This is a genomic window from uncultured Pontibacter sp. (assembly GCF_947495565.1).
Lineage (GTDB): Bacteria > Bacteroidota > Bacteroidia > Cytophagales > Hymenobacteraceae > Pontibacter.
The window spans coordinates 229,297-254,403 of sequence record NZ_CANLZM010000001.1; the positions used below are offsets into that span (position 1 = coordinate 229,297).

The following is a 25,107-nucleotide window of genomic DNA, read 5'->3' on the forward strand; positions in this document are numbered from 1 at the left end:
TTTACCATAACCATTTTGCGTATGGAGCAGCTTTTTGAAGATACCTGCATGCAGTGCAGCAAAGTTATTACCCAAGCTTACAGTACCTCATTTACTCTAGGCATTAAAACGCTGGATAAGAAATTCCACCTGCCCATTTACGCCGTGTATGGTTTTGTGCGCTGCGCTGATGAGATTGTGGACACGTTTCATGACTATGATAAGCGTCAGCTGCTTGCAGATTTCAAAAAGCAAACCTACGAGGCCATAGACCAAAAACTCAGCCTTAACCCGGTGCTGCACGCTTTTCAGTGTGTGGTAAACAAGTATGGCATCGATAAAAAGTATATTGAGGCCTTCCTCAAAAGTATGGAAATGGACCTGGACGACCACGTGTATGACCGGGCGCTATATAATGAGTATATTTACGGATCAGCTGAAGTGGTAGGGCTAATGTGCCTAAAGGTATTCTGCGAAGGAGATCAGGAAATGTTCGACAGGCTGGAGAAGCCGGCTAAAAGCCTGGGGGCAGCCTTTCAGAAGGTAAACTTCCTGCGTGACATGAAAAGTGATTTTAAGGAACGCGGCCGGGTATACTTTCCGAAGGTGGAGTACCGGGAATTCAGTAACGCTTGTAAGGCAGAAATAGAGCAGGACATCCTGAAAGACTTTGAAGATGCCTATGCCGGAATCATGGCGCTTCCGCGTTCTGCCCGCATGGGGGTGTACCTGGCTTACGTCTATTACCGCAAACTTTTCCGTAAGATACAGGCTCTGCCGGCAACCCACATACTAAAGGAGCGCGTAAGAGTACCTGATAATACTAAGCTGGCGCTACTGCTCAGCTCCTACGTCAAGTACCGATTTAACGCAATTTAAATGCTAAACAAATTACCTTTTATACTTTTACTTTTTGTAGTACACGTGGCCATGGCCGGTAACGAAACCCGTTATAAGCTATCTGAGTTGCGCACAGAATACCTGGAAGCAAGCAAAGACAAAGTGGCTGCAGAGCGCTTTAACAAAAAGATGGGCAAGTATGAGGATAAAAACCCGGTTGTGCTGGCTTACAAGGCTGCTTCAGAGGCAGTGATGGCCAAGTATGTCTGGAACCCTTACAGCAAGCTGAAGCAGATTAAAACAGCCGCTGCCATTTTTGATGAAGCGGTTGCGCTGGATAAGGATCATCCAGAAATTCGCTTTCTCAGGTTTACAGTGGAGCATTATGTGCCGCGCTACCTTAACCTGAGCCCAAACCTGGAGAGCGATAAAAAAATAATGATCAGCAGCCTGAAAGCATATCCAAATACGGTGATTTCTGCTGAGTTTGCACGTACCATGCGCGATTTCCTGCTTACAAAGGACCACTGCACCGAAGCTGAGAAAAAAGAGCTGCGTAAGATCTCTATTTAACGCTTGCAAGGTCATATAGCCAAATATTAGCGCATGCTCAGTTGGTAAAGGGGAAAGAACGCACACAGGTTGTTTATCATCATACTTTCAAATTGATTCCCTTTACACAGTAACCGCATGTACCTCTACCTGTACCTGAACATTTTTACTATTCTATTCCCGTTCCTGCTGTCGTTCGACCGGAAAGTGGCTTTTTATAAAAACTGGGGCGCATTGTTTCCGGCTATACTTGCCAACGGCGTGTTCTTTATCGTATGGGATGTGCTCTTTACCGAAGCAGGCATCTGGGGTTTCAATGAGGAGTATCTCACGGGTATTTACATCTTCAACTTGCCGCTGGAGGAGGTACTTTTTTTCCTGACTGTGCCGTACGCCTGCGTCTTTATTTATGATGTGCTGAACGCCTATATCCAGAAGGATCTGTTACAGCCTTATGCCAAGGCAGTAGCTGTGGTGCTGATGGTGGTGCTGCCTTTAATTGCGGTTTTTAACATGGGCAGACTTTATACTTCCATCACGTTTATACTGCTGACGCTCATGCACCTTCTGCACCTTCGCTTCTTTAAAACACGTTATTTAGGGCGATTTTACCTGGCTTACCTGGTGCACCTGGTGCCTTTCCTGCTTGTTAACGGTGTGCTAACGTATTTGCCTATCGTCTGGTATAATGATGATTATAACCTGGGCCTCAGAATCGTTTCCATACCTGTGGAGGATACTTTATACTCTATGTTGATGCTTTTGCTAACTATATCTGTTTATGAAGGACTTAGGCAGCGGAAAAGCGTTAAACAATATAACCCTGTAGCTGTATAAGATATATGCAACATCTGGATGTAACTATAGACGATAATTCAGGCTTCTGCTTTGGGGTAGTATACGCCATTCAGATGGCCGAAGATATTCTGAATGAGCAGGATTACCTGTACTGCCTGGGCGATATAGTGCACAACGATGTGGAGGTGGAGCGCCTGCAGCAGCGGGGCCTGCGCATTATCAACTATGAGCAGATGCGGCAGCTGAAAAACGATACGGTGCTCATAAGGGCGCATGGAGAGCCGCCCGAAACTTACCAGACCGCCCTGCAAAACAACCTGACTTTAGTAGATGCCTCCTGCCCGGTGGTGCTAAAGCTGCAGAACCGCATCAAAACATCCTACGACAAAAGCGATAAGATTTACATTTACGGCAAGCACGGCCACGCCGAGGTGATGGGGCTGCTTGGCCAAACAAACAACCAAGCTATTGTGTTTGAGAATATGGAGGAGCTGCTGCAGCACGAGCTCCCTGCCAAAATCACACTCTATAGCCAAACTACCAAAAGCACCGACAGCTTCTACGCCATCAAGAATAAATTAGAAGGCAAAGGCTACGAAGTAAGCGCCAATGACACCATCTGCCGCCAGGTATCTAACAGAGATAAGGAACTGCGAAAGTTTGCTGCAAAGTTTGATAAAATAGTTTTCGTATCTGGCACCAAATCGAGCAACGGCAAAGTGTTGTACCAGGTCTGCAAAGACACCAATCCAGCTACTTTTTTTGTTTCGAAGGTAGAGCAGCTGCAGCCGGAGTGGTTTTCTGCCGGCGAAACAGTCGGTATTTGCGGCGCGACTTCTACGCCTATGTGGCTGATGGAACAAGTGCGCGACGCGCTGCTGCAATATGAGCTGTAAAATTCCGACTCATTTCTCGTAATTAAGTATGATATTCTGCTGCTTGAGAAGCAGGGGTATGTTTTACTCAGCTAAGTATATATTTGTGCAGACGCTAATACAACTAAACTGAATGGGCATAGCAAGAACAAACGATTACCGGGGTGTGATAATTGCAGCAGTTATACTTACCTGCTGGGCTGTGCTGCTGGTTTTCTTGCTGACATCGTTTGAAGTTGATTTCGCCTCACCGCTTCCCTATATTTTTATCCTGCTGCAGACGCACCTGTATACCGGCCTGTTTATTACAGCACATGATGCCATGCATGGTGTAGCGGCACCGGGCAAGCCTCAGTTAAATAAGTTTATTGGCACTGTAACGGCCTTTCTGTTTGCCTATAACTGGTATCCGCGCCTGCTGCCGCGCCACCACCAGCACCACCGCCATGTAGCCACCGAAGAGGATCCTGATTACCACCACGGGTCGTTCTGGCCCTGGTATTTCAGCTTTCTAAAGCAGTATATTACTTGGTGGCAGCTCCTGCTGATGGCTGTTACCTTTAACGTGCTCAAGTTATACTTCCCGCTGGAGAATGTGGTGTTGTTCTGGATGCTGCCGGCTATACTTGCTACTTTTCAGCTTTTCTACTTCGGTACCTACCTGCCGCACAAAGGCGAACATCCGGCTGATAACCCACACAAATCCGGCACACAGCAGAAAAACCATTTATGGGCATTTTTTAGCTGTTACTTTTTCGGGTATCATTACGAGCACCACGACAAACCTTATCTGCCTTGGTGGCAACTTTATAAAACAAAAGTATAAATTTGTAAAGTATAAATTTGCATGATGCTGTAACAGCTTGATGAAGTATACCGTAAGCTCAAGGGTTTAATCTAATCATACCTTTCGTACACCCTTAGCCTTTTTAGCCCATGAAGTCCTGCTTTGCTTTCATTGCCCTGTGCTTACTTTTCAGTTTAACTTTTTTATTTCAGCCTTATACTTCAGTTGCGCAAACTTTCGCCAACGGAGGTGCCGGGAAAGAGCCTGCAAGTGTTAAAGCGGGTGTAAACTTTGTCTGGCTTTCTGAAAACGACAGTCAGGGCCTGATGTTCAGCAATAGCTTAAGCCATTACCTGGGTAGTCGTCTTTCGTTAGGCCTTAATCTGGGGCTTTTGTCTGCTAAGCGCTACGATGAAGCAAAAAAGATTTATACCATACAAAATACATTTTACATGGCCTCGTTGGAGGCAGCTTTTGATGTGATGCAGGGAGAAAGCGTTTCTTTCAGGCTAGGAGCAGGGCCAAGTTTCCGGCACCGCGCCGAAGTCAACTCTGACCCTGAGGAGCAGGGTACGCAAGACGGCTCCGTAACGCACATCAAGACATCAGATGTAGGGGCGTTTGGTTTTATTGAGAATGATTTCAACATCCTGCGCAATGGAGTGGCCGGCGGAAGGATCTCATACTTTCATTATAAAGAAGGCACTCCTGTACTGTCTATAGGGCTGCACGTAGGCTTCAAGTTCTAAAGCTGAAAGTTGCTGATGAACCTGTCATAGAAAAGGGGAGCCTGCAAAGACTCCCCTTTTTCATGCTGTATATTTGTTAGATCAATGATCGCCGGCTTCTTTTTTGCAGCACTCATCCAGACGGTTATATGCGCGTTCATCTGCAGGCAGCTCGTTGGCATCATAGCCTGTTTTGTTTACAGCTTTAAGTATACTTGCCTCATTAGTCTTGCGGCTGTCAAACATAACTGTCAGCACTTTAGACTTTACATCCAGGTTAGAAGACTTTACGCCTTTTTCGTAGGCCATAGCTTTCTCCAGTGTTTTCTTGCACATGTTGCACACAGCCGAGGTTTTAATCTTTACCGTTTCTGTGTTGCCTTTTTGCTGCGCTTGTGCGTTTGTTGCCATACTTACCAAGGCCAGCACCATCGAGAAGAATAAGACTTGTAGCTTTTTCATTTGTGTCTGTTTATAATGTATATGTTGTTAAGGTTAATCGATTCTAAATCGGAGTCCGGCATATACTACCCGCCCAGTAATTGGACCCCAAACCATGCTAGCATCAAAGTTGTTGCCAAAAGGATCATCGGCTCCTAAAATTGGCTCTGGCTGACGATAATTTAGCAGATTTTCTGCGCCAAGGTATACTTCCCATTGCTTAAAAGCTCGGGTAACCTGCGTGTTTACTGTGGCAAAACGTTTAGACGTATGCACCGGCTGCTCCTGCTGCGCCACCGGGGCCAGCGGCATCAGGCCAAAATACTGCGTAGTAAGGTCGGCGCGCCATTTGTCAAATGGAGTGGCAAAGCCAAGATTCACGAAAAAGCGGTGCTCCGGTATCATAGGCTTCTGCAGCAGGTCTCCTTTGTAACTCGTCTTTACGTCGTAATATTTGTAGGCAGCTTTCGCATCCAAGCCTCTCAACAGCTCATACTGTAGCTCCGCCTGAAAACTGTTGGAGTAAGATTTACCGTCGAGGTTATAAAATAACACAGCTCCCGGTTGGCTATACATATCCGCCACTACCTGATTCGTAAAACTGGTACGGTAAAAGTCTGTTACGAAAGCGCCTGATCGCCCTGCCAGCTCAAAGTAATGCGTAAATGAGCCACCAATGTTCCAGGCCTCTTCAGGCTTTAGATTTACCTGTGTCACAAACCTACGTGAGCTGACCAGTGCCGCTGTATTCTCTGCCACCGGATTTGCCACTCTAAAGCCTGTGCCTGCCGCCACACGCACAATTGTGTTTGGGCTGAAATCATACTTCAGGTTAAACCTTGGCGTAAATACGGCTCCGTAAAGATTATGCTGATCCAGTCGGGCCCCGGCTACTACTGTTAAATTCTCTGCGTTGTTGTAAATGTACTCACCAAACAAGCCAGGTATATGCTCTGTGCGGCTAAAAGCAGAGTCGGAGAGCGCTTCGGTATAATCCTCGAAAGTATAGCTGAGGCCGGCTTTATAAGTATGGCGGGTATCCCCAATAATTGATTGGAAGATCAGCCGTGCATTAGCGCTGTTTTGTTCGCCATTGTAGGTGCGCAAGCCGTATTGAGAGTCGAACTTGTGGTGCGTGGCCGAAGTAATGAGTCCCAGGCTCTGGTAAGGCTTGCCCGGAAAAGTATAGGAAGACTTGTTGAAGCCCGACAGCCGCTCAACTTCTGATTCGGTGCCATAGTAAGGCTGCTCCGTTTGTGCCACATCCTCCTTATAATCCATCTGCCCGCCTACCTTCGACTCCTGCAGCGCATTAACACCAAACTCAGATACCCAGGCGCCGTGTTCATACTTCCATTTGTTGTATACATTGTACTGTGATCCCAGCGATAAATCCATAAAACCATCGTTGTTGCGGTCCACGCGGTTGTGCAGTTGGTTGGTGTGCAGCATCAGTAGCGTGCTCCACTTATTGCCCAGGTTGGTAGCTAGGTTCAGGTTAGCGTCATACCTGGCGAGGCTGTTGCCATAAACATTAAAGTACAGGCGCTCTGCCTTGGCCGGGTCGCGAAGCGTTACGTTTACCTGCCCCGATATAGACTCATAGCCATTCAGGACAGAACCCATACCTTTAATAATATCAATGGATTCGATAAAGGTGCCGGATAGGTAATTAAGACGGTAAGGAGTGGCCAGTCCGCGGAGTGCTGGTACATTGTCGGTAGTCAGCAAGGTATAAGAACCGTCCAGGCCCAGCATCTGGATCTGTTTTGCACCTGATACGGCATCGGTAGTGCTCACTTCCACAGAAGCGTTTGTCTCGAAGCTTTCGGCCAGGTTACAGCAAGCTGATTTCTCTAAATCGCGGCTGGTGATAATCTCTGTCTGTGAGGATGTGAGGGCGGAGTGGCGTTCTACCTGCCCCTCAATCACTACCTCTTGCAGTCCGGTTGCCTGGCGAAGCGTAATGGTCACTTGGTTTTTGCCGGCCACATCTACCGTATCTGGTGTGTAGCCGATATACGTTACCACTACCTTAGGGGAAATAGCGTCTGCTTTAGAAAGGGTGAAGCTGCCGGTGGCATCTGTTGCGGTGCCTTTTTCGGTGCCCAGCCACACCACGTTAGCGCCAATAATGGGTTGCCCGGTATTTTGTTTGTCTACCACTTTGCCTTGCAGCTCTTGGGCGTAGGCTTGTGCTGTGGTAAGTGAAAGTATAGCAAACAGGGCAAAAGTAAGGCTCCTGATGTTGCTGAATTGTGTTAGCATATTGCGTGTGATCGTTTATTTCTCAGAATAGAATAAAGTATAGCATAACCAGCGCAAGCCATAAAACCTGCACCTGTGCGGTAACTTCTGAGGTGTCTAGACGATCAGGGTATGAAGGAAGTGCAGCAGTTGCCTGCCATAAAGCGGAGGTGAGCTGTTGGTAAAAGTATAAACGTCTAGCTGCGGGTTTATACTTGCAACATAAGTTGGTAAGGAAGGCGTGTGCGTAAGGTAAGCGAGAAGCGGTATAGCTAAATGATACTGCTTGTGCCCCTGAACCGGCTCCAGTTTTTGATAAGAAACATGCTCCTCGCAGCAATCATCCGCCTCGCTGTCTAAAGCATCCTCGCAGCAACTGTCAGGCACGGACGAGGCCTCAAAAGACTGAACGCCAGTAATCTCACAGAACTGCTTGCTCAGGGCAACGCCAAACGAGCCTAACAGCACACTAAGCGTTAGGGCGAGTAGCACAATATGTCTGAAGATGCTTTTCACGACACAAATATACGAAATCATTAGCCACTTTGTGCCACCTTGGTTAAATCCCTTCCATTTACTCCCACTTTTGCCATTTCGCCCCACTTTTAGCGTGGATAAGTATATAAAATAGCTTATACGCTATGTTATATTTGTAATAATTTGAGATTCAGTATTTTGTGTTTTAATGGGTCGTATTTTACTGATTTTGCTGATTCGCTGCAAATTTAGTTATACCCAAAATGAGGGACCGGCGGTGTGGATAATGTGGATAAGTGGTGTGGATTACCATAATTTATCCACAAAGTGGTAAAAAGTGGTAGATTGTGGTTGCGTTATTTTGCTGATTGGCTACATTTGTATAGTCCAAAGTCTATACGGACTAAACCACCATAAGCCTATGAACTTCCTTTCTGGCGAATATGAGTGCAAGATTGATCCTAAGGGAAGATTGGTTTTACCTGCAAAGATAAAAGCCAATCTGCCGGAGGCGTCTGGCAATCATGTGGTTCTGATGAGGGGGTTTGAGCCTTGCCTGGTTTTGTATCCGAAGGCAGAGTGGAAAGTGATTTACGACAAGGTTGCCGGCCTGAACGAGTTTAACGAAGAGTACCGTCACTTTCAGCGGAACTTCTTCCGGGGAAACACAGAGATAGAGCTGGATGGTGCCGGCCGTTTTATCGTGCCTAAAACTATGTCGCGCTTTGCGGGACTGGAAAAAGAGGCGATTGTGGTGGGTTTAGGCAACCGCGTGGAGATATGGAACCCTGACAAGTATGAGGAGTTCCTGATTAAGGATCAACAGAATTTCTCACAGCTTGCCCAAAAGTTTTTAGGTGACAAACCGGCTGAGGAGCCACAAATATAATGGAGTATCATCGCCCAGTATTGCTGGAGGAATCGGTAGAGGCGCTGGCAATTAAGCCAGATGGCATATACGTGGATGTAACGTTTGGTGGCGGAGGCCACTCTGCTCGCATCCTGAAAGCGCTTACAACAGGTAAGCTGTACAGTTTTGACCAGGATAGTGACGCGCAGGAGCAGTCTAAGAAGCTGGAGGGGCCGACTTTTCAGTTTGTTCGGGCAAATTTCCGCGACCTGAAAAAGTATTTGCGTCTGTACGGTATAAAGAAGGTAGACGGGATTCTGGCTGATTTGGGTGTTTCGTCGCACCAGTTTGATGTGCCGGAGCGTGGTTTTTCCACCCGCTTTAACGGTCCTCTGGATATGCGTATGGACGCTGATGCGGGAATTACCGCGCAGGAGGTGCTGGAAACCTACTCAGAGGAGCAGCTGCACCGCATCTTCGGGATTTACGGAGAAGTGAAAAACGCTAAAACGCTGGCCCGCACAGTAGTGGAAAAGCGCAACCGGCAGCCGCTGGAGACAATTGCGGATTTTAAGCAGGCAATCAGCTCCTGCACCCCAAAAGGAAAAGAGAATAAGTACCTAGCACAGGTGTTTCAGGCACTCCGGATAGAGGTGAACGATGAGATGAAGGCGCTGGAGGAGATGCTGGAGCAGACAGTGGAGGTTTTAAAACCAGGCGGTAGGCTTTCGGTGATCTCTTATCACTCTTTAGAAGACCGGATGGTGAAGAACTTTATCGCCAAGGGCAAATTTTTTGGAGAGGTGGAGAAAGACCTGTTCGGGAATGAGATAAAGCCGCTGGAGGCGGTGCACAGAAAGCCGATTACGCCATCAGAAGAGGAGCTGCTGCAGAACAGCCGCTCCAGAAGTGCCAAGCTAAGGGTAGCTGAGAAGAAGGAGGAGCGCGAAGGAAAGTAAACGAACTATTAGCTAAAGAAAACAAGTATGGCTTCTAATGTACTCACGAAAAGAACAAGCGTGCCGAAGGGAAACTCGATGCGCGTGAAGCCAGAGGTAGAAGAGCCGCAGAAGCCTAAGAAAAAAGGTTTCAGCCTGTTTGCTCTGCTGGATAAATACGCCAATGTTGATGCCTTGTTTGAGGAGGGTGTGCCGCTTAAGTATATGCCGCGCGTCCTTTTTCTGACGGGCATTACGCTTTTATACATTGGTAACACACACTTTGCTGTGAAGACGATCCGTCTGATCGACAAGGTGAAGGTGGAGGTGGAGGACCTTCGGGCCGATTACTCTACGTTAAAATCGGAGTATATGGAGGCTAGTAAACAGTCAGAGGTGGCCAGAAACGTTGCCCCGCTGGGCCTTGAGGAGAGTTCCAGACCGCCATACCAAGTATTAGTGCCTGCAGATGAGTATTAAGAAATCCATACTGGTTCGGGTCCGGCTGGTTTTCCTGCTGGTTTGCCTGTTTGCATGCGCCATCGTGTATAAGATCGTGCATATTCAGTTTCTGCACGGGGATAAATGGAAGAGCATCTCTAAAGAGCGCCGTATCTTTTACAAGCCGGTGCACGCCACCCGAGGAAACATACTTTCTGATAATGAAAGCATACTGGCTACATCGTTGCCATTTTACCGAGTAGCTTTTGACCCGACCGTGACAAAGGCAGAGGTGTTTAACAGCGGTATAGACTCGCTGGCATTGTTGCTTTCGCAGTTTTACGGTGATAAATCGAAAGATTACTACCACCGCAAAATCAAGAACGCGCGTCACTCCGGCAGAAGGTATATCCGCCTGAACAGCAGGCAGATTGATTATCAGGATAAAAAACAAATGTCGCGCTGGCCTATCTTCCGGGAGGGCAAGAACAGAGGCGGAGTGATTTTTGAGAAAGTAGAGAAGCGCTTTAAACCTTTCGGTATTCTGGCCGAGCGTACCATCGGCTTTATAAACGAGGATAAAAACGGAGCAGGCCTGGAGTATAGCTTCAACGGAAACCTGTCCGGAACAGACGGCGAGGCGCTCTTTGAACGCATAGCCGGCGGTAGCAAACCAATTTATGATGGCACGGAGGTAAACCCGCAGCACGGCTACGACATCAAGACTACCCTGGATATAAACCTGCAGGATGTAGCAGAAAGCGCTCTTTACAAGGCGCTTGAAAAGACGAATGCAGAATATGGCACCGTGATTCTGATGGAGGTGAAGACCGGGGAAATAAAAGCCCTGGCTAACCTAGGGAAAACCAAAGGCGGTTACATAGAAGATTACAACTATGCTGTTGGTAACCAGGGGCGTACAGAACCAGGGTCAACCTTTAAGTTGGCCTCTATGATGGCGCTGCTTGAACATGCCCCGGATGTAAACCTGACCGACACCATAGACACAGGCGATGGCCGTTACCGCATCAAAAATACGATCATGACCGATGCTAAAATCAATGGTTATGGTAAAATAACGGTGCAGGAGGTTTTTGAGAAGTCATCTAACATCGGCGTTGCAAAGCTGATGGAGCAATATTTCGGCAATGAGCAGCAGGCTTATGTCGATTACCTGAACAAATTCGGGCTGAACAGTACTTTGGGTTTCCAGATGGAGGGAGAAGCCAGGCCATACATGAAAGATCCGCAGGATAAGAACTGGTATGGCACTACGCTAACGTCCATGTCCATTGGCTATGAAATGAAGCTTTCGCCGCTGCAGACGCTGGCTTTCTACAATGCCGTAGCGAACGACGGTGTGAAAATCCAACCCATTATTGTGAAGGAAATCAGGAAAGTGGACGAGGTGGTGCAGTCGTTCCAGACGCGGGTGCTGAACGATAAAATCTGTTCCGATGAAACGCTTAAGAGGTTGAGAACCATGCTGGAAGGTGTTGTAGAACATGGTACGGCTAAAAACATCTTCAACTCCGACTATAAAATAGCCGGTAAAACAGGCACAGCCCGAAAAGTGAAAGATGGCAGATATGTTCGGGAGTACTCAACTTCCTTTGCGGGATACTTTCCGGCTGATAACCCGAAGTATAGCTGCATTGTGATTATTGACAGCCCGCGCGGCGTGAACGTGTATGGTGGCGACGTAGCAGCGCCTGTTTTCAAAGAGCTGGCTGATAAAGCCTACGCACGGGACCTGGCCATGCACAAGCCAATGCAAGCGCGTGTGGTGCCGAATAAAGATAGTATGCCAGTGGTGCAGGCGGGCAGTTTTGATGATCTGAAGATGATCTACAACAAGCTTGGGATCAGCACACACACCGGCCTGATGGATGAAGACTGGGTAAAGGTGTCGCCGAAACGACGCTCACTGGAATTCAAATCAAACCCGGTGCTGGAGAACAAGGTGCCGGATGTGGTGGGAATGATCCTGCGGGATGCCTTATTTATACTTGGTAACCAGCACCTGGAGGTAAAGGTGGAGGGAGTTGGCAAACGCGTAAAATCGCAGTCTCTGGCGCCAGGCACCGATATTAACGAAGATAAAACGATTAAAATTATACTAGGCTGATGCAGTTACTGCAGAACATACTACAAAATGTAAATGTGGTTAGCACCCACGGCACCCTTGATGTGCAGGTGCAGGGCATCACCTTCGACTCGCGCCATGTGCGGGAGGGGGTGCTGTTTGTGGCAGTACGTGGTGTGCAGGCAGACGGCCACGCATATATATCCAAAGCCGAGGAAGCGCAGGCAGTAGCGATTGTTTGTGATGAACTGCCGCAGGACCTGAAGCAAGGTATAACCTATGTGCAGGTAAGTGATACTGGAGTAGCGCTGGGGCAGATGGCTTCTGCTTATTATGGCCACCCTTCTAAAAAACTGCAGTTGGTAGGGGTTACCGGCACCAACGGCAAGACTACCTCTGTAACGTTGCTGCATAAGTTGTTCAGAGAACTGGGCTACCATGTGGGCATGATTTCTACGGTGCAGAACCAGATTGATGAGCAGGTGATCCCGTCTACCCATACAACTCCGGATGCTGTAAAGCTGAATGAGCTGCTGGCGCAGATGGTGAAGGCCGGCTGCACGCATGCTTTTATGGAGGTAAGCTCACATGCCATGGTGCAACACAGGGTGGCGGGCATTACGTTTGCTGGCGGTGTTTTCACCAATATTACGCATGACCACCTGGATTACCACGGCACGTTTGATGAATATATCAAGGCAAAAAAGTCTTTCTTTGATATGTTGCCGAAAAACGCGTTTGCCTTGGTAAATGCCGACGACAAACGCGGACCGATAATGGTACAAAATACCAAAGCCGAAGCGCACTTTTATGCTTTACGCAAGGTTGTGGAATTTAAGGCCCGCATCATAGATAATACTATTCAAGGATTACACCTGGAGGTAGATGGCCAGGAGATATGGGCAAAGCTCATCGGCACATTCAATGCTTACAACCTTCTGGCTGCTTACGGCGTGGCAGTGCTCCTTGGCGAGGACGCAACAGAGGCACTGACAGTGCTTTCTAGCCTGAGTTCTGCTGCCGGCCGCTTCGATTATATTGTCTCTGATTCGCAAATAACTGGCATTGTGGATTATGCCCACACACCGGATGCACTTGAAAACGTGCTCAATACAATTCAGCAGATAAGAAACCCAACGCAAAAAGTAATAACTCTGGTTGGCTGTGGCGGAAACCGAGACGCCGGCAAGCGTCCGGTAATGGCTGATATTGCCTGCCGCCTGAGCGATAAAGTTATACTTACTTCTGATAATCCACGATTCGAAGAGCCGCAGACTATATTGGAAGATATGCAGAAAGGGGTTAAACCGCTGGATTTTAAGAAAACGCTATCAGTTCTGGACCGTAAGGAGGCCATTAAAACTGCCTGCATGCTGGCCGAGCCGAATGATATTATACTTGTTGCTGGCAAAGGGCATGAGACCTACCAGGAGATCAAAGGTGTAAAGTATGACTTTGATGATAAGCAGATACTCCGCGAAATGTTTCAGCAGTTAGGGAAATAAATCAAAAGCCAAAAATCAATAATTAGCCAAAGGTAACCGAATACAGAATAAATGCTTTATCACCTTTTTACATACCTAGACCGCGAGTTCGATTTTGTCGGCGCTGGCGTGTTTCAATACATCTCCTTCCGGGCTGGTATGGCTACGCTTGTGTCGCTGCTGATTGCCATGCTGTTTGGCGGCAAGCTGATCAAAATCCTGCAGCGCAAGCAGGTAGGCGAGTCTATCCGCGATTTGGGTCTGGAGGGACAGATGGAGAAAAAAGGCACGCCAACCATGGGCGGTCTTATTATCCTGCTGGCTATTTTGGTGCCCGTGCTGCTGTTTGCTCGCCTCGATAACGTATACGTGCAGCTGATGATCGTTTCTACCGTGTGGCTCGGCATGATCGGTTTTCTGGACGACTACATCAAAGTATTTAAAAAGAACAAAGAAGGCCTGGCTGGCCGATTTAAGATATTAGGGCAGATAGGTCTGGGGCTTATTGTGGGCCTTACGCTATACTTTAATGATGATGTAGTGGTAAGGCAGTATATGTTTGCCGATGGCACAACCTCAGCTGTAAATGCTTCAAGCAACTACACAGATGTGCACAGTATGATTACCAGCATTCCGTTCCGGAAGAATAATGAGCTTGACTACTGCAACCTGTTCGGGTTTGCGGGCCCCCTGTTTGCGGGCTGGTCATGCTATCTCTACATCCCATTTGTGATTCTAGTGATTACGGCTGTGTCTAACGGCGCCAACATTACCGACGGCATCGACGGCCTGGCAGCAGGTACTTCAGCCATTATTGGACTGACGCTCGCCATTTTCGCGTGGGTATCGGGTAACACCATTTTTGCCGACTATCTGGATATCATGTTTATCCCAAATTCCGGTGAGTTGGCCATTTTCTCGCTGGCGTTTGTGGGGGCCTGTGTAGGTTTCTTGTGGTACAATACGTATCCGGCGCAGGTATTTATGGGCGATACAGGTAGCTTGGCTATCGGCGGCATCATTGCGGTATTGGCCCTGATTGTGCGCAAAGAGCTGCTCATCCCGATACTTTGCGGCATCTTCCTAGTAGAGAACCTGTCTGTGATGCTGCAGGTGAGCTACTTTAAGTATACCAAAAAGAAGTATGGCGAAGGGCGCCGCATATTTAAGATGTCGCCGCTACACCATCATTACCAAAAAATGGGTTACCATGAGTCTAAAATTGTGGGCCGCTTCTGGATTGTGGGCATCATGCTTGCTATTCTGACGCTGGCAACCCTGAAACTAAGATAAACGCACCTTAACAGAAAACGAACCATAAAACTATGAAGATAGCGATACTAGGAGCAGGAGAAAGCGGAGTAGGAGCGGCTTTGCTGGCAAAGGCAAAGGGGCTGGAGGTATTCGTATCTGATAAAGGTAAGATTAAAGAGCAGTACAAGGCCAAACTGGCTACGGCTGCTATTCCGTTTGAAGAGGGAAATCATACTTTAGAAACCATACTCAACTCCGATGAGATTATTAAAAGTCCTGGCATTCCTGATAAAGCTGCAGTTATACAAGAGGCAACCAAGAAACAGATCCCTGTAATATCTGAGATTGAGTTTGCAGGCCGCTATACCGATGCCAAGTTTATTTGCATTACAGGCACCAATGGCAAAACCACTACTACGCTGCTTACCTACCACCTGCTCAAAAACGCAGGTTTGAACGTTGGTTTAGCAGGAAACATAGGGGAAAGCCTAGCCGAAAAAGTAATCGAAAACAAGCACGACTACTATGTGGTGGAGCTGAGCAGCTTCCAGCTCGACAACATGTACCAGTTCAAAGCGCACATTGCAGTGCTGACTAACATCACCCCTGACCACCTGGACCGTTACGAGTATAGCATGGAGAAGTATGCCGCTTCTAAGCTACGCGTGGCCCAGAACATGACAGGAGCTGATTTCTTCTTGTTCAATGCCGATGACGAGAACATCAAAAAAGCATTTGACTCAGCTAGTTTTGGAGGTACAACTGTTCCATTCTCATTAAAAGGAGCTGATACTGCCAAAGTATACTTTGAGGAAAGCAATTTAAAAGTAGCAGCCAGGTTTTACGAAGGAACGGTTGATACATCAAAATCAGGCCTGATTGGCAAGCATAACCAGTACAACACGATGGCCGCTGTGGCTGTGGCCAAGTTGATGGGTGTGGAAGACAAGCAGATAGAGCAGGCGCTGGAGACCTTTGAGAACGCAGACCACAGGCTGCAGTTTGTAGGAGTTGCCAAGGAGGTATCTTATATCAACGACTCCAAAGCGACCAATGTGGAAGCTGTTTGGTATGCCCTGGAGGGTATTAAGCAGCCGATAGTCTGGATTGCAGGCGGCGTGGACAAAGGCAATGATTACACCAGTCTGATAGAGCTAGCCCGTGAGAAAGTGAAAGTGCTGGTTTGCCTGGGTACAGATAATGAGAAACTGAAAGAGGCGTTTGGCAAGGTAATTCCTATCATCGCCGAAACCACATCCATCGATTATGCCGTGCGCCTGAGCCGCTCTTTGGCAACGGCAGGCGATGTGGTGCTGTTGTCGCCGGCCTGTGCCAGTTTTGACCTGTTTAACAATTACGAACACCGTGGGCAGCGATTTAAAGAAGCTGTGGAGAAGATAGTGCTGAAGAAGTAAAGATAAATTTTAAGCCAAAGGTATGGTAAAGCAGTGGTTACAAAAAAACCTGAAGGGAGACTCCGTGCTGTGGGGCATCGTGATTGCGTTTTCGCTGATCAGCGTGGCCGTGGTATACTCAGCTACAGGTACACTGGCTTATAAAAAGATGGAAGGCAACACAGAGTACTTCCTGTTTAAGCATACTTTCCTGATTCTGGTTGGCCTGGCTTTTATGTGGATGGCCCACAAAATCCCTTACCGTTTTTACTCCAAATTATCCCTGGTGGCATTGATCATCTCTGCCCCGTTGCTGATCATCACATACTTTTACGGCTCAAACATCAACGATGCTTCCCGTTGGATTACCATTCCGGTGATCAACCAAACCTTTCAGCCTTCTGACTTGGCAAAACTGGCCCTGATCTCTTACCTGGCTAGTATGCTATCTAAAAAGCAACAGTTTCTGGAGGATTGGAAAGCAACTTTATTGCCTATGCTGGGTTGGACTGTGGCTATCTGCGGATTGATCGCCATGACAAATACATCAACAGCAGTGCTGCTTTTTGCTACTTGTATGCTGCTGATGTTTATTGGCCGGGTGCCTATAAAATACCTGGCCATTGTGGTACTGACAGGCGTGATAGTAGGCGGGGCGGGTCTGGCAGCCGGGCAGCGTATGGGCACAGCCATCAGCCGAGTGCAGGATTTTATGGACCCGAACGAGGTGCCGTTTCAGCTGGAGCAGTCTTACATTGCCATCGCCACCGGCGGGGTAGTGGGCAAAGGCCCCGGCAACAGCGACCAGCGCGACATTCTGCCGCACCCTTACTCTGACTTTATCTATGCGATCATCTTAGAAGAGTATGGATTGCTGGGCGGTGTTTTTGTGCTGTTTTTATATTTAGCTCTACTTTATCGAGGCTTGGTTACAGTTAATAAAAGCGACGGTGCCTTTGCCGGGCTGCTTTCCGCTGGTTTGAGTTTCAGCCTGGTGCTGCAGGGGATGATCAACATGGCCGTTGCCGTTGGCTTGGGTCCGATTACAGGCCTGCCGCTTCCGCTCTTAAGTATGGGCGGTACATCTTTGATCTTTACAGGAATTTCCATCGGCATCATACTTAGTGTGAGCCGAAAAGATATAAATGAGGAGCGTGCTGTGGGAGCAGCTATGAAATCACCTTTAAACGCGCCAGTGAATGCCTAAGCAGCACAAACCATATCGCGTCATCATTAGTGGCGGCGGCACCGGCGGACACATTTATCCGGCTGTGGCCATTGCTAACCAACTGCGTGCTGTAAACAAGGAAGCGGAGATTCTCTTTGTGGGGGCGCAGGGCCGGATGGAGATGATGCGCGTGCCAGAGGCAGGCTACAAAATTGTGGGCCTATGGATAAGCGGTCTGCAGCGCCGCCTCACGCTGGATAACCTGTCGTTTCCGCTCAAAGTATGGAAAAGCGTTCGGGCTTCGCATAAAATTATAAAAGACTTCAAGCCTGATGCCGTGGTGGGTGTAGGTGGCTACGCCAGTGGCCCTTTATTATACGCTGCTACATCACAGGGTATTCCGGCGCTAATCCAGGAGCAAAACTCATATGCCGGCATCACCAATAAACTGCTGGCAAAGCGCGTACAGAAAGTATGCGTGGCTTATCCTAACATGGAGGCATTTTTTCCGGGCGATAAAATTGTTCTGACAGGGAACCCAGTACGCTCTGATATCATGAACCTGCAGGGCAAAAAGGAAGAGGCATTGCAGCATTTCGGCCTGTCTCCGCAGAAGAAAACAATACTGATAATCGGAGGCAGCTTAGGTGCCCGAACCATAAACCAAAGTATAGCCGCTGGTCTGCAAAGTATAGCTGATGCAGGTTGCCAACTTATCTGGCAGACTGGAAAGGCCTTTTATCCGCAGGCGCAGGAGCTGGAGGCAAAGTATAAATCGCAGGGTATTCATGCCATGGATTTTATTCGGCGGATGGATTTGGCCTACGCCGCAGCGGACATAGTGGTATCGAGAGCTGGCGCACTTTCTATTTCGGAACTTTGCCTGGCCGGGAAACCCGCGGTGCTGGTGCCTTCTCCTAACGTGGCCGAAGACCATCAAACCAAGAACGCTATGGCGCTGGTGCAGCAAGACGCGGCGCTACTGGTGCGCGATGCGGAGGCGATGGAGAAATTAGTGCCAGCTGCACTGGAGCTATTGAAAAATGAAAAGGAGCAGCAGCGGCTGCATCAGAATATACTGAAGATGGCACGCCCTAACGCGGCGGCTGATATTGTAGGTGAACTGGTAAAATTGATCAAATGAAACTGGAGGACTACAGCTATATCTACTTTTTGGGCATTGGTGGTATCGGAATGAGCGCAATCGCCCGCTGGTTCAAGGCCAAAGGTTACCCGGTGTGGGGCTACGACAAAACCCGCACCGCATTAACGGAGGCGCTGGAGCAGGAGGGGATATTGGTGCACTATGAGGACGATGTGGCGCATCTTCCTCAGGAGGTTCTTCAGCATAAAGATCAGACCCTGGTGGTCTTAACGCCAGCCATTCCTGCCGAGCATGCAGAGTGGGCTTATCTAAAAATACAGGGTTATACTATCAAGAAACGTTCTGAGGTGCTGGGGATAATTACTTCCTCTGCTTACTCAGTGGCTGTAGCGGGTACACACGGCAAAACCACCACGTCCAGCATTGTGGCGCACCTGCTGCACCATGCCGGTGTGGATTGTTCTGCTTTTTTGGGAGGCATAGCCACTAACCTAAATTCCAATCTGCTTATAGGAAAAGGAGAGGCAGAAAAAGAAGTAGTGGTAGTGGAAGCAGATGAGTATGACCGCTCCTTCCTGACCTTGTTTCCGGATATTGCGATCGTAACTTCCGCAGACCCAGACCACTTAGATATTTATGGAGATAAGGAGGAACTGATCCGCACTTTCCAGAGGTTCATTAGCCAGGTGAAGCCGGGTGGTTTCCTGTTTTTGCACGAGGGTACCGACCCACGCCTGACGGACTTGGTGCAGGAGGGGGTGCAAGTGTACAAGTATAGCCTGAAAAGTGGGGATGCCCATGTAGAAAACTTGCAGGTAAACGGGCGTTGGTTTGAATTTGATGTGGTAAGTCCTTTCGGAAATGTCGAGGGAATCAGGTTGGGAGTGCCGGGATTTCATAATGCCGAGAATACATTAGCGGCCATACTTGCGGCCCAGGTGCTGCAGGTACAGGCTCAAAGTATAAAGGCAGGCGTGGAGGCTTTTACAGGTGTAAAGCGTCGCTTCGAGTTTGTGTATGAGGGCCAAGGCAAAGTATACATTGATGATTACGCGCACCATCCCAAAGAGATAGATGCGTTTATGAGTTCATTGTTAGCACTTTATCCAAACAAGCGGATAAAAGTGATATTTCAGCCGCACCTCTTTACGCGTACCCGCGACTTTGCAGCGGAGTTTGCAGAGAGCTTGAGTAAGGCAGACGAACTGGTACTTCTGGATATTTACCCGGCACGGGAAAAACCGCTTCCAGGCATTACCTCAGACATCATTCTGGAGCAGGTAACAAGCCCTGTAAAAGAGTTGATGCACAAAGATGAAGTTGTGAAAAATCTGCTTAAAAACAGTGATTTTGATGTTTTGGCCACACTTGGGGCTGGAGATATTGACACGCTGGTTAAGCCTATCAAAAATATTTTAGAAAATAATCGGTATGGGCTTGAATAGTAGAATAAAATCTTTAATTTTTGCAGGTTGTAGTGTAATATCAATTGGTGCCATTGCAGGTTTTGCGTCTTCTAGACAAAATGAAAAAATCTGTAAAAAAGTGACAATAAAGATTGATAATGAGTACAACAATTACTTTATTGGGGATAAGGAAGTTCGAGGCTTGCTAACAAGAGAAGGTGAGCGAAAACTCGAAGGCCTCCCGAATCAAAACATCGACCTGAAAAACCTTGAAAAACGCATAGAATCACATAAATTTGTGAAGGATGCTGAGGTCTACAGAGGGTTAGATGGAAACATCCAGGTATTTGTAAAACAGAACAGGCCTATTGCTAGAATTATACGTTCAAACCAAGATGTATACATCGATGCTGAGGGGAATATTCTTCCGCTCTCAGACAGGTACACCGCTCGTGTAATCCCAATAACCAAGTCAGCTCTTATAAAGCCAACTGACCGAGGATTCTTTCAGGATTCTTTAGGCCAATCTTACCTTGCGCTACTCCAGTTCATAGAGAACGACGAGTTTTGGAAGGCACAGCTTGCCCAGATGCATATAGACGGCAAAGGCAAGGTATCTTTTTTACCTCAGGTAGGCGAACATACGATTGAGTTCGGTAAGCCAAATAAGGTAGAAGAGAAGTTTAAAAAGTTAGCTATACTTTACAAAGAAGTGTTGCCAACCATGGGTTGGGATCGCTATAAAAGGGTTAACTTAGAGTTTGAAGATCAGATTATTTGCGAATAATAGACATAGATATGCAGAACGACAAAATAGTAGTAGGCTTGGATATTGGGACAACCAAAGTTTGCGCACTTGTAGGTCGGAGAAATGAGTTTGGCAAGCTGGAGATATTAGGCATGGGCAAGGCCGCGTCGGAGGGAGTGGTGAGAGGCATTGTCAGCAATATCGACAAGACAGTTGAAGCCATCAAGAAAGCCATACGCCAGGCTGAAGAACAATCAGGCATTAACATCGGCGTGGTTAACGTGGGTATAGCAGGCCAGCATATCAAGAGCCTGCAGCACAATGGCAGTATCACGCGCCAGGTATCTGATGATGAGATAACTGTGGAAGACGTGAACCGTCTGACAAACGATATGTACCGCCTTGTAACGCCTCCGGGCAGCGAGATCATCCATGTGATGCCGCAAGAGTACAAAGTAGACTATGAAGAAGGTATTGTAGACCCGGTTGGCATGTCTGGTGTGCGCCTGGAGGGTAACTTCCATATTATCACTGCGCAGTCTAACGCTATTAATAACATCAACAAGTGTGTGCTTCGTGCCGGACTTGAGGTAGACCAGCTGATCCTGGAGCCGTTGGCATCGAGCATGTCGGTACTGAGTGACGAGGAGAAGGAAGCAGGCGTAGCACTCGTGGACATTGGCGGCGGCACAACAGACCTGGCAATTTTCAAGGACAATATTATTCGCCACACGGCAGTTCTTCCTTTTGGAGGCAATATCATCACCTCTGACATTAAGCAGGGCTGTATGGTGATGCAAAACCAGGCGGAGCAGCTAAAGGTGAAGTTCGGTAGAGCCATTGCCGATGAAGCTTCCGAGAATGAAATCGTGTCTATACCTGGCCTGCGCGACCGTACGCCGAAAGAAATATCCCTGAAAAACCTGGCATATATTATTGAGGCTAGAATGGAGGAGATTGTGGAGCTGGTGTATGCTGAGATTGTTCGCTCAGGTTATGCTAACAGCTTGGCAGGTGGTATTGTCATTACTGGCGGAGGCGCTCAGCTTCAGAACCTGGTACAGCTTGTAGAATATATTACAGGTATGGATACGCGTATTGGCTACCCGAACGAGCATTTGGGTAGGTCTAAGATAGACGCCGTGAAAGGACCTATGTTTGCAACCAGTGTTGGCCTTGTGCTGGCAGGTTACCATCCGTTAGATCAGCGTGTGGAACGCCAGTCTCCGGTAGAAGAGCAAGTATATAATAAAGTAGCTGAACCAAAGAGTACAGCAAATAACAACAGTGGCGGAGGCCTACTGCAGAAGCTTAAGGGCTTCTTATCAGACGATATTGACTAAAAAAACTTATCAACCCATAATAGCAGGAGAAATTAGTATGACATCAGCATATGCATTTGACTTGCCTTCCAGCGGCAAGTCCATCATTAAGGTGATAGGCGTTGGCGGTGGCGGTAGCAATGCCGTTAACCACATGTATAACCAAGGTATAAAAGACGTTGAGTTTATAATTTGTAATACGGATGCACAGGCGCTGAAAAGCAGCGGTGTTCCTAGCAGGTTACAGATTGGCGAAAACCTGACAGAAGGCCTTGGAGCAGGCGCTAATCCCGAAAAAGGTAAGCAAGCGGCCCTTGAAAGCAAGGAAGAAATCCGCGAAATGCTGAGCAACGATACCAAGATGGTATTTATCACTGCTGGTATGGGTGGCGGTACAGGTACTGGTGCTGCTCCTGTAATTGCAAGAGTTGCTAAAGAGCTGGGTATACTTACTGTTGGCATCGTAACTGCTCCGTTTGCTTTTGAGGGTAAGAAGAAAAAGATTGCTGCAGAAAATGGTGTAAAAGAGCTGAGCGATAACTGCGATACCATTCTGGTGATCCTAAATGATAAGTTGCGCGAGATGTTTGGTAACCTGACCATCCGTGAGGCTTTCGCGAAGGCTGATAATGTATTAACTACTGCTGCAAAGTCAATTGCTGAGATTATCACAGTTACGGCTGAGGTAAACGTTGACTTTGAAGACGTTAAAACTGTTATGAAAGACTCTGGTGCAGCAGTGATGGGTTCTGCGACAACAGAGGGTGAGGGCCGTGCCCTGCGTGCCGCTGAAGAGGCTCTTTCTTCTCCTTTGCTGAACAACACCGATATTCATGGTGCTCAAAAGATCCTTCTTTCTATTATGTCTGGTGAGCAGGCTGAGCTGGAAATGGATGAGTTAACCGAAATCACAGAGTATATTCAGGATAAAGCTGGTCAGGAGGCTGAGGTTATCTTCGGACATGGTATTGACTCTACACTTGGTCAGAGCATTCGTGTTACTGTTATCGCAACTGGCTTCGCCAGCGATTCTGAGAGCATTATCGAGCCGAAGAAAACGGTTTTCGACCTGGATAGCCAAAAAAAAATTGAGGTAGCAGAGCCTGCAAAGCCTGAGCCTGCAGCAGAAATCACAACTTTTGCGAAGCCTGTTGCTCCGGCCCCAGTAGCCACTCCTAAACCTGCTCCTGCACCTCAGCAGCAAAACAATTTTGATAACAGCGCACCACGTCGTGCCGAGCAGCCGCAACAAGCGCAGCCGCAACGTATTGTTTTTGAGCTGGATGGTAATTCTCAGAACGATAGCTTCCATAATAGCTACCGCGACGATGAGGCACGTGAAGTGCGTGAGCATCGTGAGGCTGCTCAGAGACAGGCCGAAGAGCGTGAGCTAATGCAGCGCCGTGCCGAAGAGCGTCGTGAGCGTCTGCGTATGCTGAGCTCAGAGACTACCTCTGAAGCTATTAAAGAGAAGTTAGAAGTGCCTGCATACCTGAGACGCAATGTCGCCTTGGATAGAGTAGCGCACTCTTCAGAGCGTAATATCTCCCGCTTCAACCTAAACGACGACAACGAAATTCTAGGCGATAACCGCTTTCTGCACGATAATGTAGATTAGCTTCCAGGCAAGTATAAAATTTAAAAAAGGGGCTGCAGATTAACTGCAGCCCCTTTTTTAAATTTTATACTTGCCTACTTAGAACCTAAGAAATTGCGTTACATGCTGCTCCAACAGCTCTTGGTAAAGCTTATTTGTTAGTTTTTCGCCATTAAAGTTATGCTCTATGTGGGCTAGCTTAAGGCGCATAGCCATCACGTGCATCCCAAGGTAATTCAATATGTCAGAGAGGTGGCTAAGTGCTAGTCCACTGCCTTGCATGCCGGAGGATAGCCCAATTAATGCCCCTTTCTTGTCCTTAAAAGTATAAGGGTAAGAAAGCCCGTCGATAAATGCTTTCAAAACGCCCGGGAAAGAGGAGTTATACTCAGGCACCACGAAAACGAATTTATCTGAATTGATAATTTTGTCCGTTAAGCTGTTGAAAATCTCGTTTTTGCCTGTGTTGTCATATAGCGCTGACACTGTGAAATCTGCAGGAAGATCTGCCAGATCCAGGATCTGGTAAGGCTCACCATGCTCCTGAAGCATGCTGGCATACAGATCTACAATTGCTTTAGTATTGGATGAGGGCCGGTTAGTACCTGAAATTAATGTAATCATACTTTGTTGATTTTGCTTCCGATGCAGTTAACTTTTTAAGTTTCATAGTTAACTCGTTAACCTTACCGGAGGTTTATACTTGTGCTGACTTTGCCAGTTATTAGCTTAAAAGTATGCAAATATGGCAAATTCAGAAAAAGAAAAGGCGAGAACAGTTGCTGCCTCGCCTTTCCATACTTTAGTTTAGCTTCAGCTACACGTTTTCTGATGTTGCCTTGGCATAAACAAATTCGCTTCTCAGCATATTGATGTTCTCTAAAGAGATACCAACAGGACACTCGGCTGCGCACGCGCCAGTGTTAGTGCAGGCACCAAATCCTTCTATATCCATCTGCGCCACCATGTTTTCTACACGCGTTTTACGCTCAGTTTTACCTTGCGGCAACATAGCCAGCTGAGATACCTTCGCACTTACAAACAGCATGGCAGAGGCGTTTTTACAAGCCGCCACGCAAGCGCCGCAACCGATACAAGTAGCTGCATCAAAAGCCTTGTCAGCAATTGACTTTGGAATAGGAATGGCATTAGCGTCTGGCACACCACCGGTGTTTACCGACACGTACCCACCAGCCTGCTGTATACGGTCAAAAGCAGAGCGGTCTACCACCAAGTCCTTATGTACAGGGAAAGCGGCAGCTCTCCAAGGCTCGATGGTAATAGTGTCTCCGTCTTTGAAGTGACGCATGTGCAACTGGCAAGTAGTAGTGCCACGCTCAGGACCGTGCGGACGGCCATTGATGAACAGGCTGCACATACCACAAATACCTTCACGGCAGTCGTGGTCGAATGCTACCGGATCTTCCCCTTTGAGTAGCAGGTCTTCGTTAAGCACGTCCAGCATCTCCAGGAAAGACATATCCGGAGAGATGCCTTTAAGAGGGTAGGTCACCATCTGACCTATTGCATTTCTATCTTTTTGGCGCCAAACCTTTAACGTAATGTCCATTGGTTTAGCATTTGGATTGC

The 25,107-nt window shown here is 47.7% G+C and carries 24 protein-coding genes; 19 read left to right on the forward strand and 5 right to left on the reverse strand.

Going from position 1 to position 25,107, the window contains the following annotated elements:
* Positions 1 to 21: 21 nt before the first annotated feature.
* The 6 genes from Q1B04_RS00955 to Q1B04_RS00980 all read left to right on the forward strand — a co-directional run bounded on the left by Q1B04_RS00955 (position 22) and on the right by Q1B04_RS00980 (position 4,580).
* Positions 22 to 858 carry a phytoene/squalene synthase family protein gene (locus Q1B04_RS00955; RefSeq protein ID WP_299754454.1) on the forward strand — a complete coding sequence of 279 codons (837 nt, stop codon included), beginning with the start codon at positions 22 to 24 and terminating at the stop codon, positions 856 to 858.
* Complete coding sequence (locus Q1B04_RS00960; protein ID WP_299754456.1) at positions 859 to 1,392, forward strand: hypothetical protein; 534 nt, start codon at positions 859 to 861, stop codon at positions 1,390 to 1,392.
* 117 nt (positions 1,393 to 1,509) lie between these two features.
* Entirely contained in the window at positions 1,510 to 2,208 is a 699-nt protein-coding gene (locus Q1B04_RS00965) for a lycopene cyclase domain-containing protein (RefSeq protein ID WP_299754458.1), read from the forward strand.
* 5 nt (positions 2,209 to 2,213) lie between these two features.
* Positions 2,214 to 3,065 (forward strand): 4-hydroxy-3-methylbut-2-enyl diphosphate reductase, encoded by an 852-nt coding sequence (locus tag Q1B04_RS00970; RefSeq protein ID WP_299754460.1) that lies wholly within the window; start codon positions 2,214 to 2,216, stop codon positions 3,063 to 3,065.
* A 112-nt stretch (positions 3,066 to 3,177) separates the two neighbouring features.
* Entirely contained in the window at positions 3,178 to 3,870 is a 693-nt protein-coding gene (locus tag Q1B04_RS00975; RefSeq protein ID WP_299754462.1) for a fatty acid desaturase, read from the forward strand.
* Positions 3,871 to 3,980: 110 nt separating this feature from the next.
* Positions 3,981 to 4,580 (forward strand): hypothetical protein, encoded by a 600-nt coding sequence (locus tag Q1B04_RS00980; protein WP_299754463.1) that lies wholly within the window; start codon positions 3,981 to 3,983, stop codon positions 4,578 to 4,580.
* An 81-nt stretch (positions 4,581 to 4,661) separates the two neighbouring features.
* Here Q1B04_RS00980 and Q1B04_RS00985 read toward each other — a convergent pair whose 3' ends face one another.
* The 3 genes from Q1B04_RS00985 to Q1B04_RS00995 all read right to left on the reverse strand — a co-directional run bounded on the left by Q1B04_RS00985 (position 4,662) and on the right by Q1B04_RS00995 (position 7,784).
* Positions 4,662 to 5,021 (reverse strand): heavy-metal-associated domain-containing protein, encoded by a 360-nt coding sequence (locus Q1B04_RS00985; protein WP_299754465.1) that lies wholly within the window; start codon positions 5,019 to 5,021, stop codon positions 4,662 to 4,664.
* A gap of 33 nt (positions 5,022 to 5,054) precedes the next feature.
* Positions 5,055 to 7,268, reverse strand: coding sequence for a TonB-dependent receptor (locus Q1B04_RS00990; protein ID WP_299754467.1), 2,214 nt, complete (start codon positions 7,266 to 7,268; stop codon positions 5,055 to 5,057).
* Between the two features lie 96 nt (positions 7,269 to 7,364).
* Positions 7,365 to 7,784 (reverse strand): hypothetical protein, encoded by a 420-nt coding sequence (locus tag Q1B04_RS00995; RefSeq protein WP_299754469.1) that lies wholly within the window; start codon positions 7,782 to 7,784, stop codon positions 7,365 to 7,367.
* Between the two features lie 361 nt (positions 7,785 to 8,145).
* Between Q1B04_RS00995 and mraZ the strand changes: the two genes are divergently transcribed.
* Genes mraZ through ftsZ form a run of 13 tightly spaced genes read left to right on the forward strand, consistent with a single transcriptional unit; the run spans position 8,146 to position 23,538 of the window.
* Positions 8,146 to 8,613: a division/cell wall cluster transcriptional repressor MraZ gene (gene mraZ / locus Q1B04_RS01000; protein ID WP_299754471.1), complete on the forward strand. Its 468-nt coding sequence runs from the start codon at positions 8,146 to 8,148 to the stop codon at positions 8,611 to 8,613.
* Positions 8,613 to 9,533: a 16S rRNA (cytosine(1402)-N(4))-methyltransferase RsmH gene (rsmH, locus tag Q1B04_RS01005; protein ID WP_299754473.1), complete on the forward strand. Its 921-nt coding sequence runs from the start codon at positions 8,613 to 8,615 to the stop codon at positions 9,531 to 9,533. The genes mraZ and rsmH overlap by 1 nt, the downstream gene beginning before the upstream one ends.
* 27 nt (positions 9,534 to 9,560) lie before the next feature.
* Positions 9,561 to 9,992, forward strand: coding sequence for an FtsL-like putative cell division protein (locus tag Q1B04_RS01010; RefSeq protein ID WP_299754475.1), 432 nt, complete (start codon positions 9,561 to 9,563; stop codon positions 9,990 to 9,992).
* Positions 9,982 to 12,081 (forward strand): penicillin-binding protein, encoded by a 2,100-nt coding sequence (locus tag Q1B04_RS01015; protein ID WP_299754477.1) that lies wholly within the window; start codon positions 9,982 to 9,984, stop codon positions 12,079 to 12,081. The genes Q1B04_RS01010 and Q1B04_RS01015 overlap by 11 nt, the downstream gene beginning before the upstream one ends.
* Positions 12,081 to 13,544, forward strand: coding sequence for a UDP-N-acetylmuramoyl-L-alanyl-D-glutamate--2,6-diaminopimelate ligase (locus Q1B04_RS01020; protein ID WP_299754479.1), 1,464 nt, complete (start codon positions 12,081 to 12,083; stop codon positions 13,542 to 13,544). Before Q1B04_RS01015 ends, Q1B04_RS01020 begins: the two co-directional genes overlap by 1 nt.
* A 51-nt stretch (positions 13,545 to 13,595) precedes the next feature.
* On the forward strand, positions 13,596 to 14,816 hold the full coding sequence (mraY, locus tag Q1B04_RS01025) for a phospho-N-acetylmuramoyl-pentapeptide-transferase (RefSeq protein WP_299754481.1): 1,221 nt from the start codon (positions 13,596 to 13,598) through the stop codon (positions 14,814 to 14,816).
* Between the two features lie 32 nt (positions 14,817 to 14,848).
* Positions 14,849 to 16,192 (forward strand): UDP-N-acetylmuramoyl-L-alanine--D-glutamate ligase, encoded by a 1,344-nt coding sequence (gene murD, locus Q1B04_RS01030; protein WP_299754483.1) that lies wholly within the window; start codon positions 14,849 to 14,851, stop codon positions 16,190 to 16,192.
* Between the two features lie 22 nt (positions 16,193 to 16,214).
* Positions 16,215 to 17,378 (forward strand): FtsW/RodA/SpoVE family cell cycle protein, encoded by a 1,164-nt coding sequence (locus Q1B04_RS01035; protein WP_299754485.1) that lies wholly within the window; start codon positions 16,215 to 16,217, stop codon positions 17,376 to 17,378.
* Positions 17,371 to 18,483 carry an undecaprenyldiphospho-muramoylpentapeptide beta-N-acetylglucosaminyltransferase gene (gene murG, locus Q1B04_RS01040; RefSeq protein WP_299754487.1) on the forward strand — a complete coding sequence of 371 codons (1,113 nt, stop codon included), beginning with the start codon at positions 17,371 to 17,373 and terminating at the stop codon, positions 18,481 to 18,483. Before Q1B04_RS01035 ends, murG begins: the two co-directional genes overlap by 8 nt.
* Positions 18,480 to 19,889 (forward strand): UDP-N-acetylmuramate--L-alanine ligase, encoded by a 1,410-nt coding sequence (gene murC / locus Q1B04_RS01045; protein WP_299754490.1) that lies wholly within the window; start codon positions 18,480 to 18,482, stop codon positions 19,887 to 19,889. The genes murG and murC overlap by 4 nt, the downstream gene beginning before the upstream one ends.
* Complete coding sequence (locus Q1B04_RS01050; protein ID WP_299754492.1) at positions 19,876 to 20,637, forward strand: hypothetical protein; 762 nt, start codon at positions 19,876 to 19,878, stop codon at positions 20,635 to 20,637. The genes murC and Q1B04_RS01050 overlap by 14 nt, the downstream gene beginning before the upstream one ends.
* Before the next feature lie 11 nt (positions 20,638 to 20,648).
* On the forward strand, positions 20,649 to 21,941 hold the full coding sequence (gene ftsA, locus Q1B04_RS01055; RefSeq protein WP_299754494.1) for a cell division protein FtsA: 1,293 nt from the start codon (positions 20,649 to 20,651) through the stop codon (positions 21,939 to 21,941).
* A 37-nt stretch (positions 21,942 to 21,978) separates the two neighbouring features.
* On the forward strand, positions 21,979 to 23,538 hold the full coding sequence (gene ftsZ / locus Q1B04_RS01060; RefSeq protein WP_299754496.1) for a cell division protein FtsZ: 1,560 nt from the start codon (positions 21,979 to 21,981) through the stop codon (positions 23,536 to 23,538).
* A 78-nt stretch (positions 23,539 to 23,616) separates the two neighbouring features.
* Here the strand turns inward: ftsZ and Q1B04_RS01065 are convergent, their stop codons facing one another.
* Both Q1B04_RS01065 and Q1B04_RS01070 read right to left on the reverse strand, forming a co-directional pair.
* Entirely contained in the window at positions 23,617 to 24,141 is a 525-nt protein-coding gene (locus tag Q1B04_RS01065; protein ID WP_299754498.1) for an NAD(P)H-dependent oxidoreductase, read from the reverse strand.
* Positions 24,142 to 24,334: 193 nt separating this feature from the next.
* A complete protein-coding gene (locus tag Q1B04_RS01070; protein ID WP_299754966.1) occupies positions 24,335 to 25,087 on the reverse strand; it encodes a succinate dehydrogenase/fumarate reductase iron-sulfur subunit in 753 nt (250 codons plus the stop codon).
* Between the last annotated feature and the right edge of the window lie 20 nt (positions 25,088 to 25,107).

What these genes read in the sequence shown, in the direction of transcription:
- Q1B04_RS00955 (WP_299754454.1), top strand. Translation starts at nt 22, where the DNA reads ATGGAGCAGCTTTTTGAAGATACCTGCATGCAGTGCAGCAAAGTTATT.
- Q1B04_RS00960 (WP_299754456.1), top strand. Translation starts at nt 859, where the DNA reads ATGCTAAACAAATTACCTTTTATACTTTTACTTTTTGTAGTACACGTG.
- Q1B04_RS00965 (WP_299754458.1), top strand. Translation starts at nt 1,510, where the DNA reads ATGTACCTCTACCTGTACCTGAACATTTTTACTATTCTATTCCCGTTC.
- Q1B04_RS00970 (WP_299754460.1), top strand. Translation starts at nt 2,214, where the DNA reads ATGCAACATCTGGATGTAACTATAGACGATAATTCAGGCTTCTGCTTT.
- Q1B04_RS00975 (WP_299754462.1), top strand. Translation starts at nt 3,178, where the DNA reads ATGGGCATAGCAAGAACAAACGATTACCGGGGTGTGATAATTGCAGCA.
- Q1B04_RS00980 (WP_299754463.1), top strand. Translation starts at nt 3,981, where the DNA reads ATGAAGTCCTGCTTTGCTTTCATTGCCCTGTGCTTACTTTTCAGTTTA.
- Q1B04_RS00985 (WP_299754465.1), bottom strand. Translation starts at nt 5,021, where the DNA reads ATGAAAAAGCTACAAGTCTTATTCTTCTCGATGGTGCTGGCCTTGGTA.
- Q1B04_RS00990 (WP_299754467.1), bottom strand. Translation starts at nt 7,268, where the DNA reads ATGCTAACACAATTCAGCAACATCAGGAGCCTTACTTTTGCCCTGTTT.
- Q1B04_RS00995 (WP_299754469.1), bottom strand. Translation starts at nt 7,784, where the DNA reads ATGATTTCGTATATTTGTGTCGTGAAAAGCATCTTCAGACATATTGTG.
- mraZ (WP_299754471.1), top strand. Translation starts at nt 8,146, where the DNA reads ATGAACTTCCTTTCTGGCGAATATGAGTGCAAGATTGATCCTAAGGGA.
- rsmH (WP_299754473.1), top strand. Translation starts at nt 8,613, where the DNA reads ATGGAGTATCATCGCCCAGTATTGCTGGAGGAATCGGTAGAGGCGCTG.
- Q1B04_RS01010 (WP_299754475.1), top strand. Translation starts at nt 9,561, where the DNA reads ATGGCTTCTAATGTACTCACGAAAAGAACAAGCGTGCCGAAGGGAAAC.
- Q1B04_RS01015 (WP_299754477.1), top strand. Translation starts at nt 9,982, where the DNA reads ATGAGTATTAAGAAATCCATACTGGTTCGGGTCCGGCTGGTTTTCCTG.
- Q1B04_RS01020 (WP_299754479.1), top strand. Translation starts at nt 12,081, where the DNA reads ATGCAGTTACTGCAGAACATACTACAAAATGTAAATGTGGTTAGCACC.
- mraY (WP_299754481.1), top strand. Translation starts at nt 13,596, where the DNA reads ATGCTTTATCACCTTTTTACATACCTAGACCGCGAGTTCGATTTTGTC.
- murD (WP_299754483.1), top strand. Translation starts at nt 14,849, where the DNA reads ATGAAGATAGCGATACTAGGAGCAGGAGAAAGCGGAGTAGGAGCGGCT.
- Q1B04_RS01035 (WP_299754485.1), top strand. Translation starts at nt 16,215, where the DNA reads ATGGTAAAGCAGTGGTTACAAAAAAACCTGAAGGGAGACTCCGTGCTG.
- murG (WP_299754487.1), top strand. Translation starts at nt 17,371, where the DNA reads ATGCCTAAGCAGCACAAACCATATCGCGTCATCATTAGTGGCGGCGGC.
- murC (WP_299754490.1), top strand. Translation starts at nt 18,480, where the DNA reads ATGAAACTGGAGGACTACAGCTATATCTACTTTTTGGGCATTGGTGGT.
- Q1B04_RS01050 (WP_299754492.1), top strand. Translation starts at nt 19,876, where the DNA reads ATGGGCTTGAATAGTAGAATAAAATCTTTAATTTTTGCAGGTTGTAGT.
- ftsA (WP_299754494.1), top strand. Translation starts at nt 20,649, where the DNA reads ATGCAGAACGACAAAATAGTAGTAGGCTTGGATATTGGGACAACCAAA.
- ftsZ (WP_299754496.1), top strand. Translation starts at nt 21,979, where the DNA reads ATGACATCAGCATATGCATTTGACTTGCCTTCCAGCGGCAAGTCCATC.
- Q1B04_RS01065 (WP_299754498.1), bottom strand. Translation starts at nt 24,141, where the DNA reads ATGATTACATTAATTTCAGGTACTAACCGGCCCTCATCCAATACTAAA.
- Q1B04_RS01070 (WP_299754966.1), bottom strand. Translation starts at nt 25,087, where the DNA reads ATGGACATTACGTTAAAGGTTTGGCGCCAAAAAGATAGAAATGCAATA.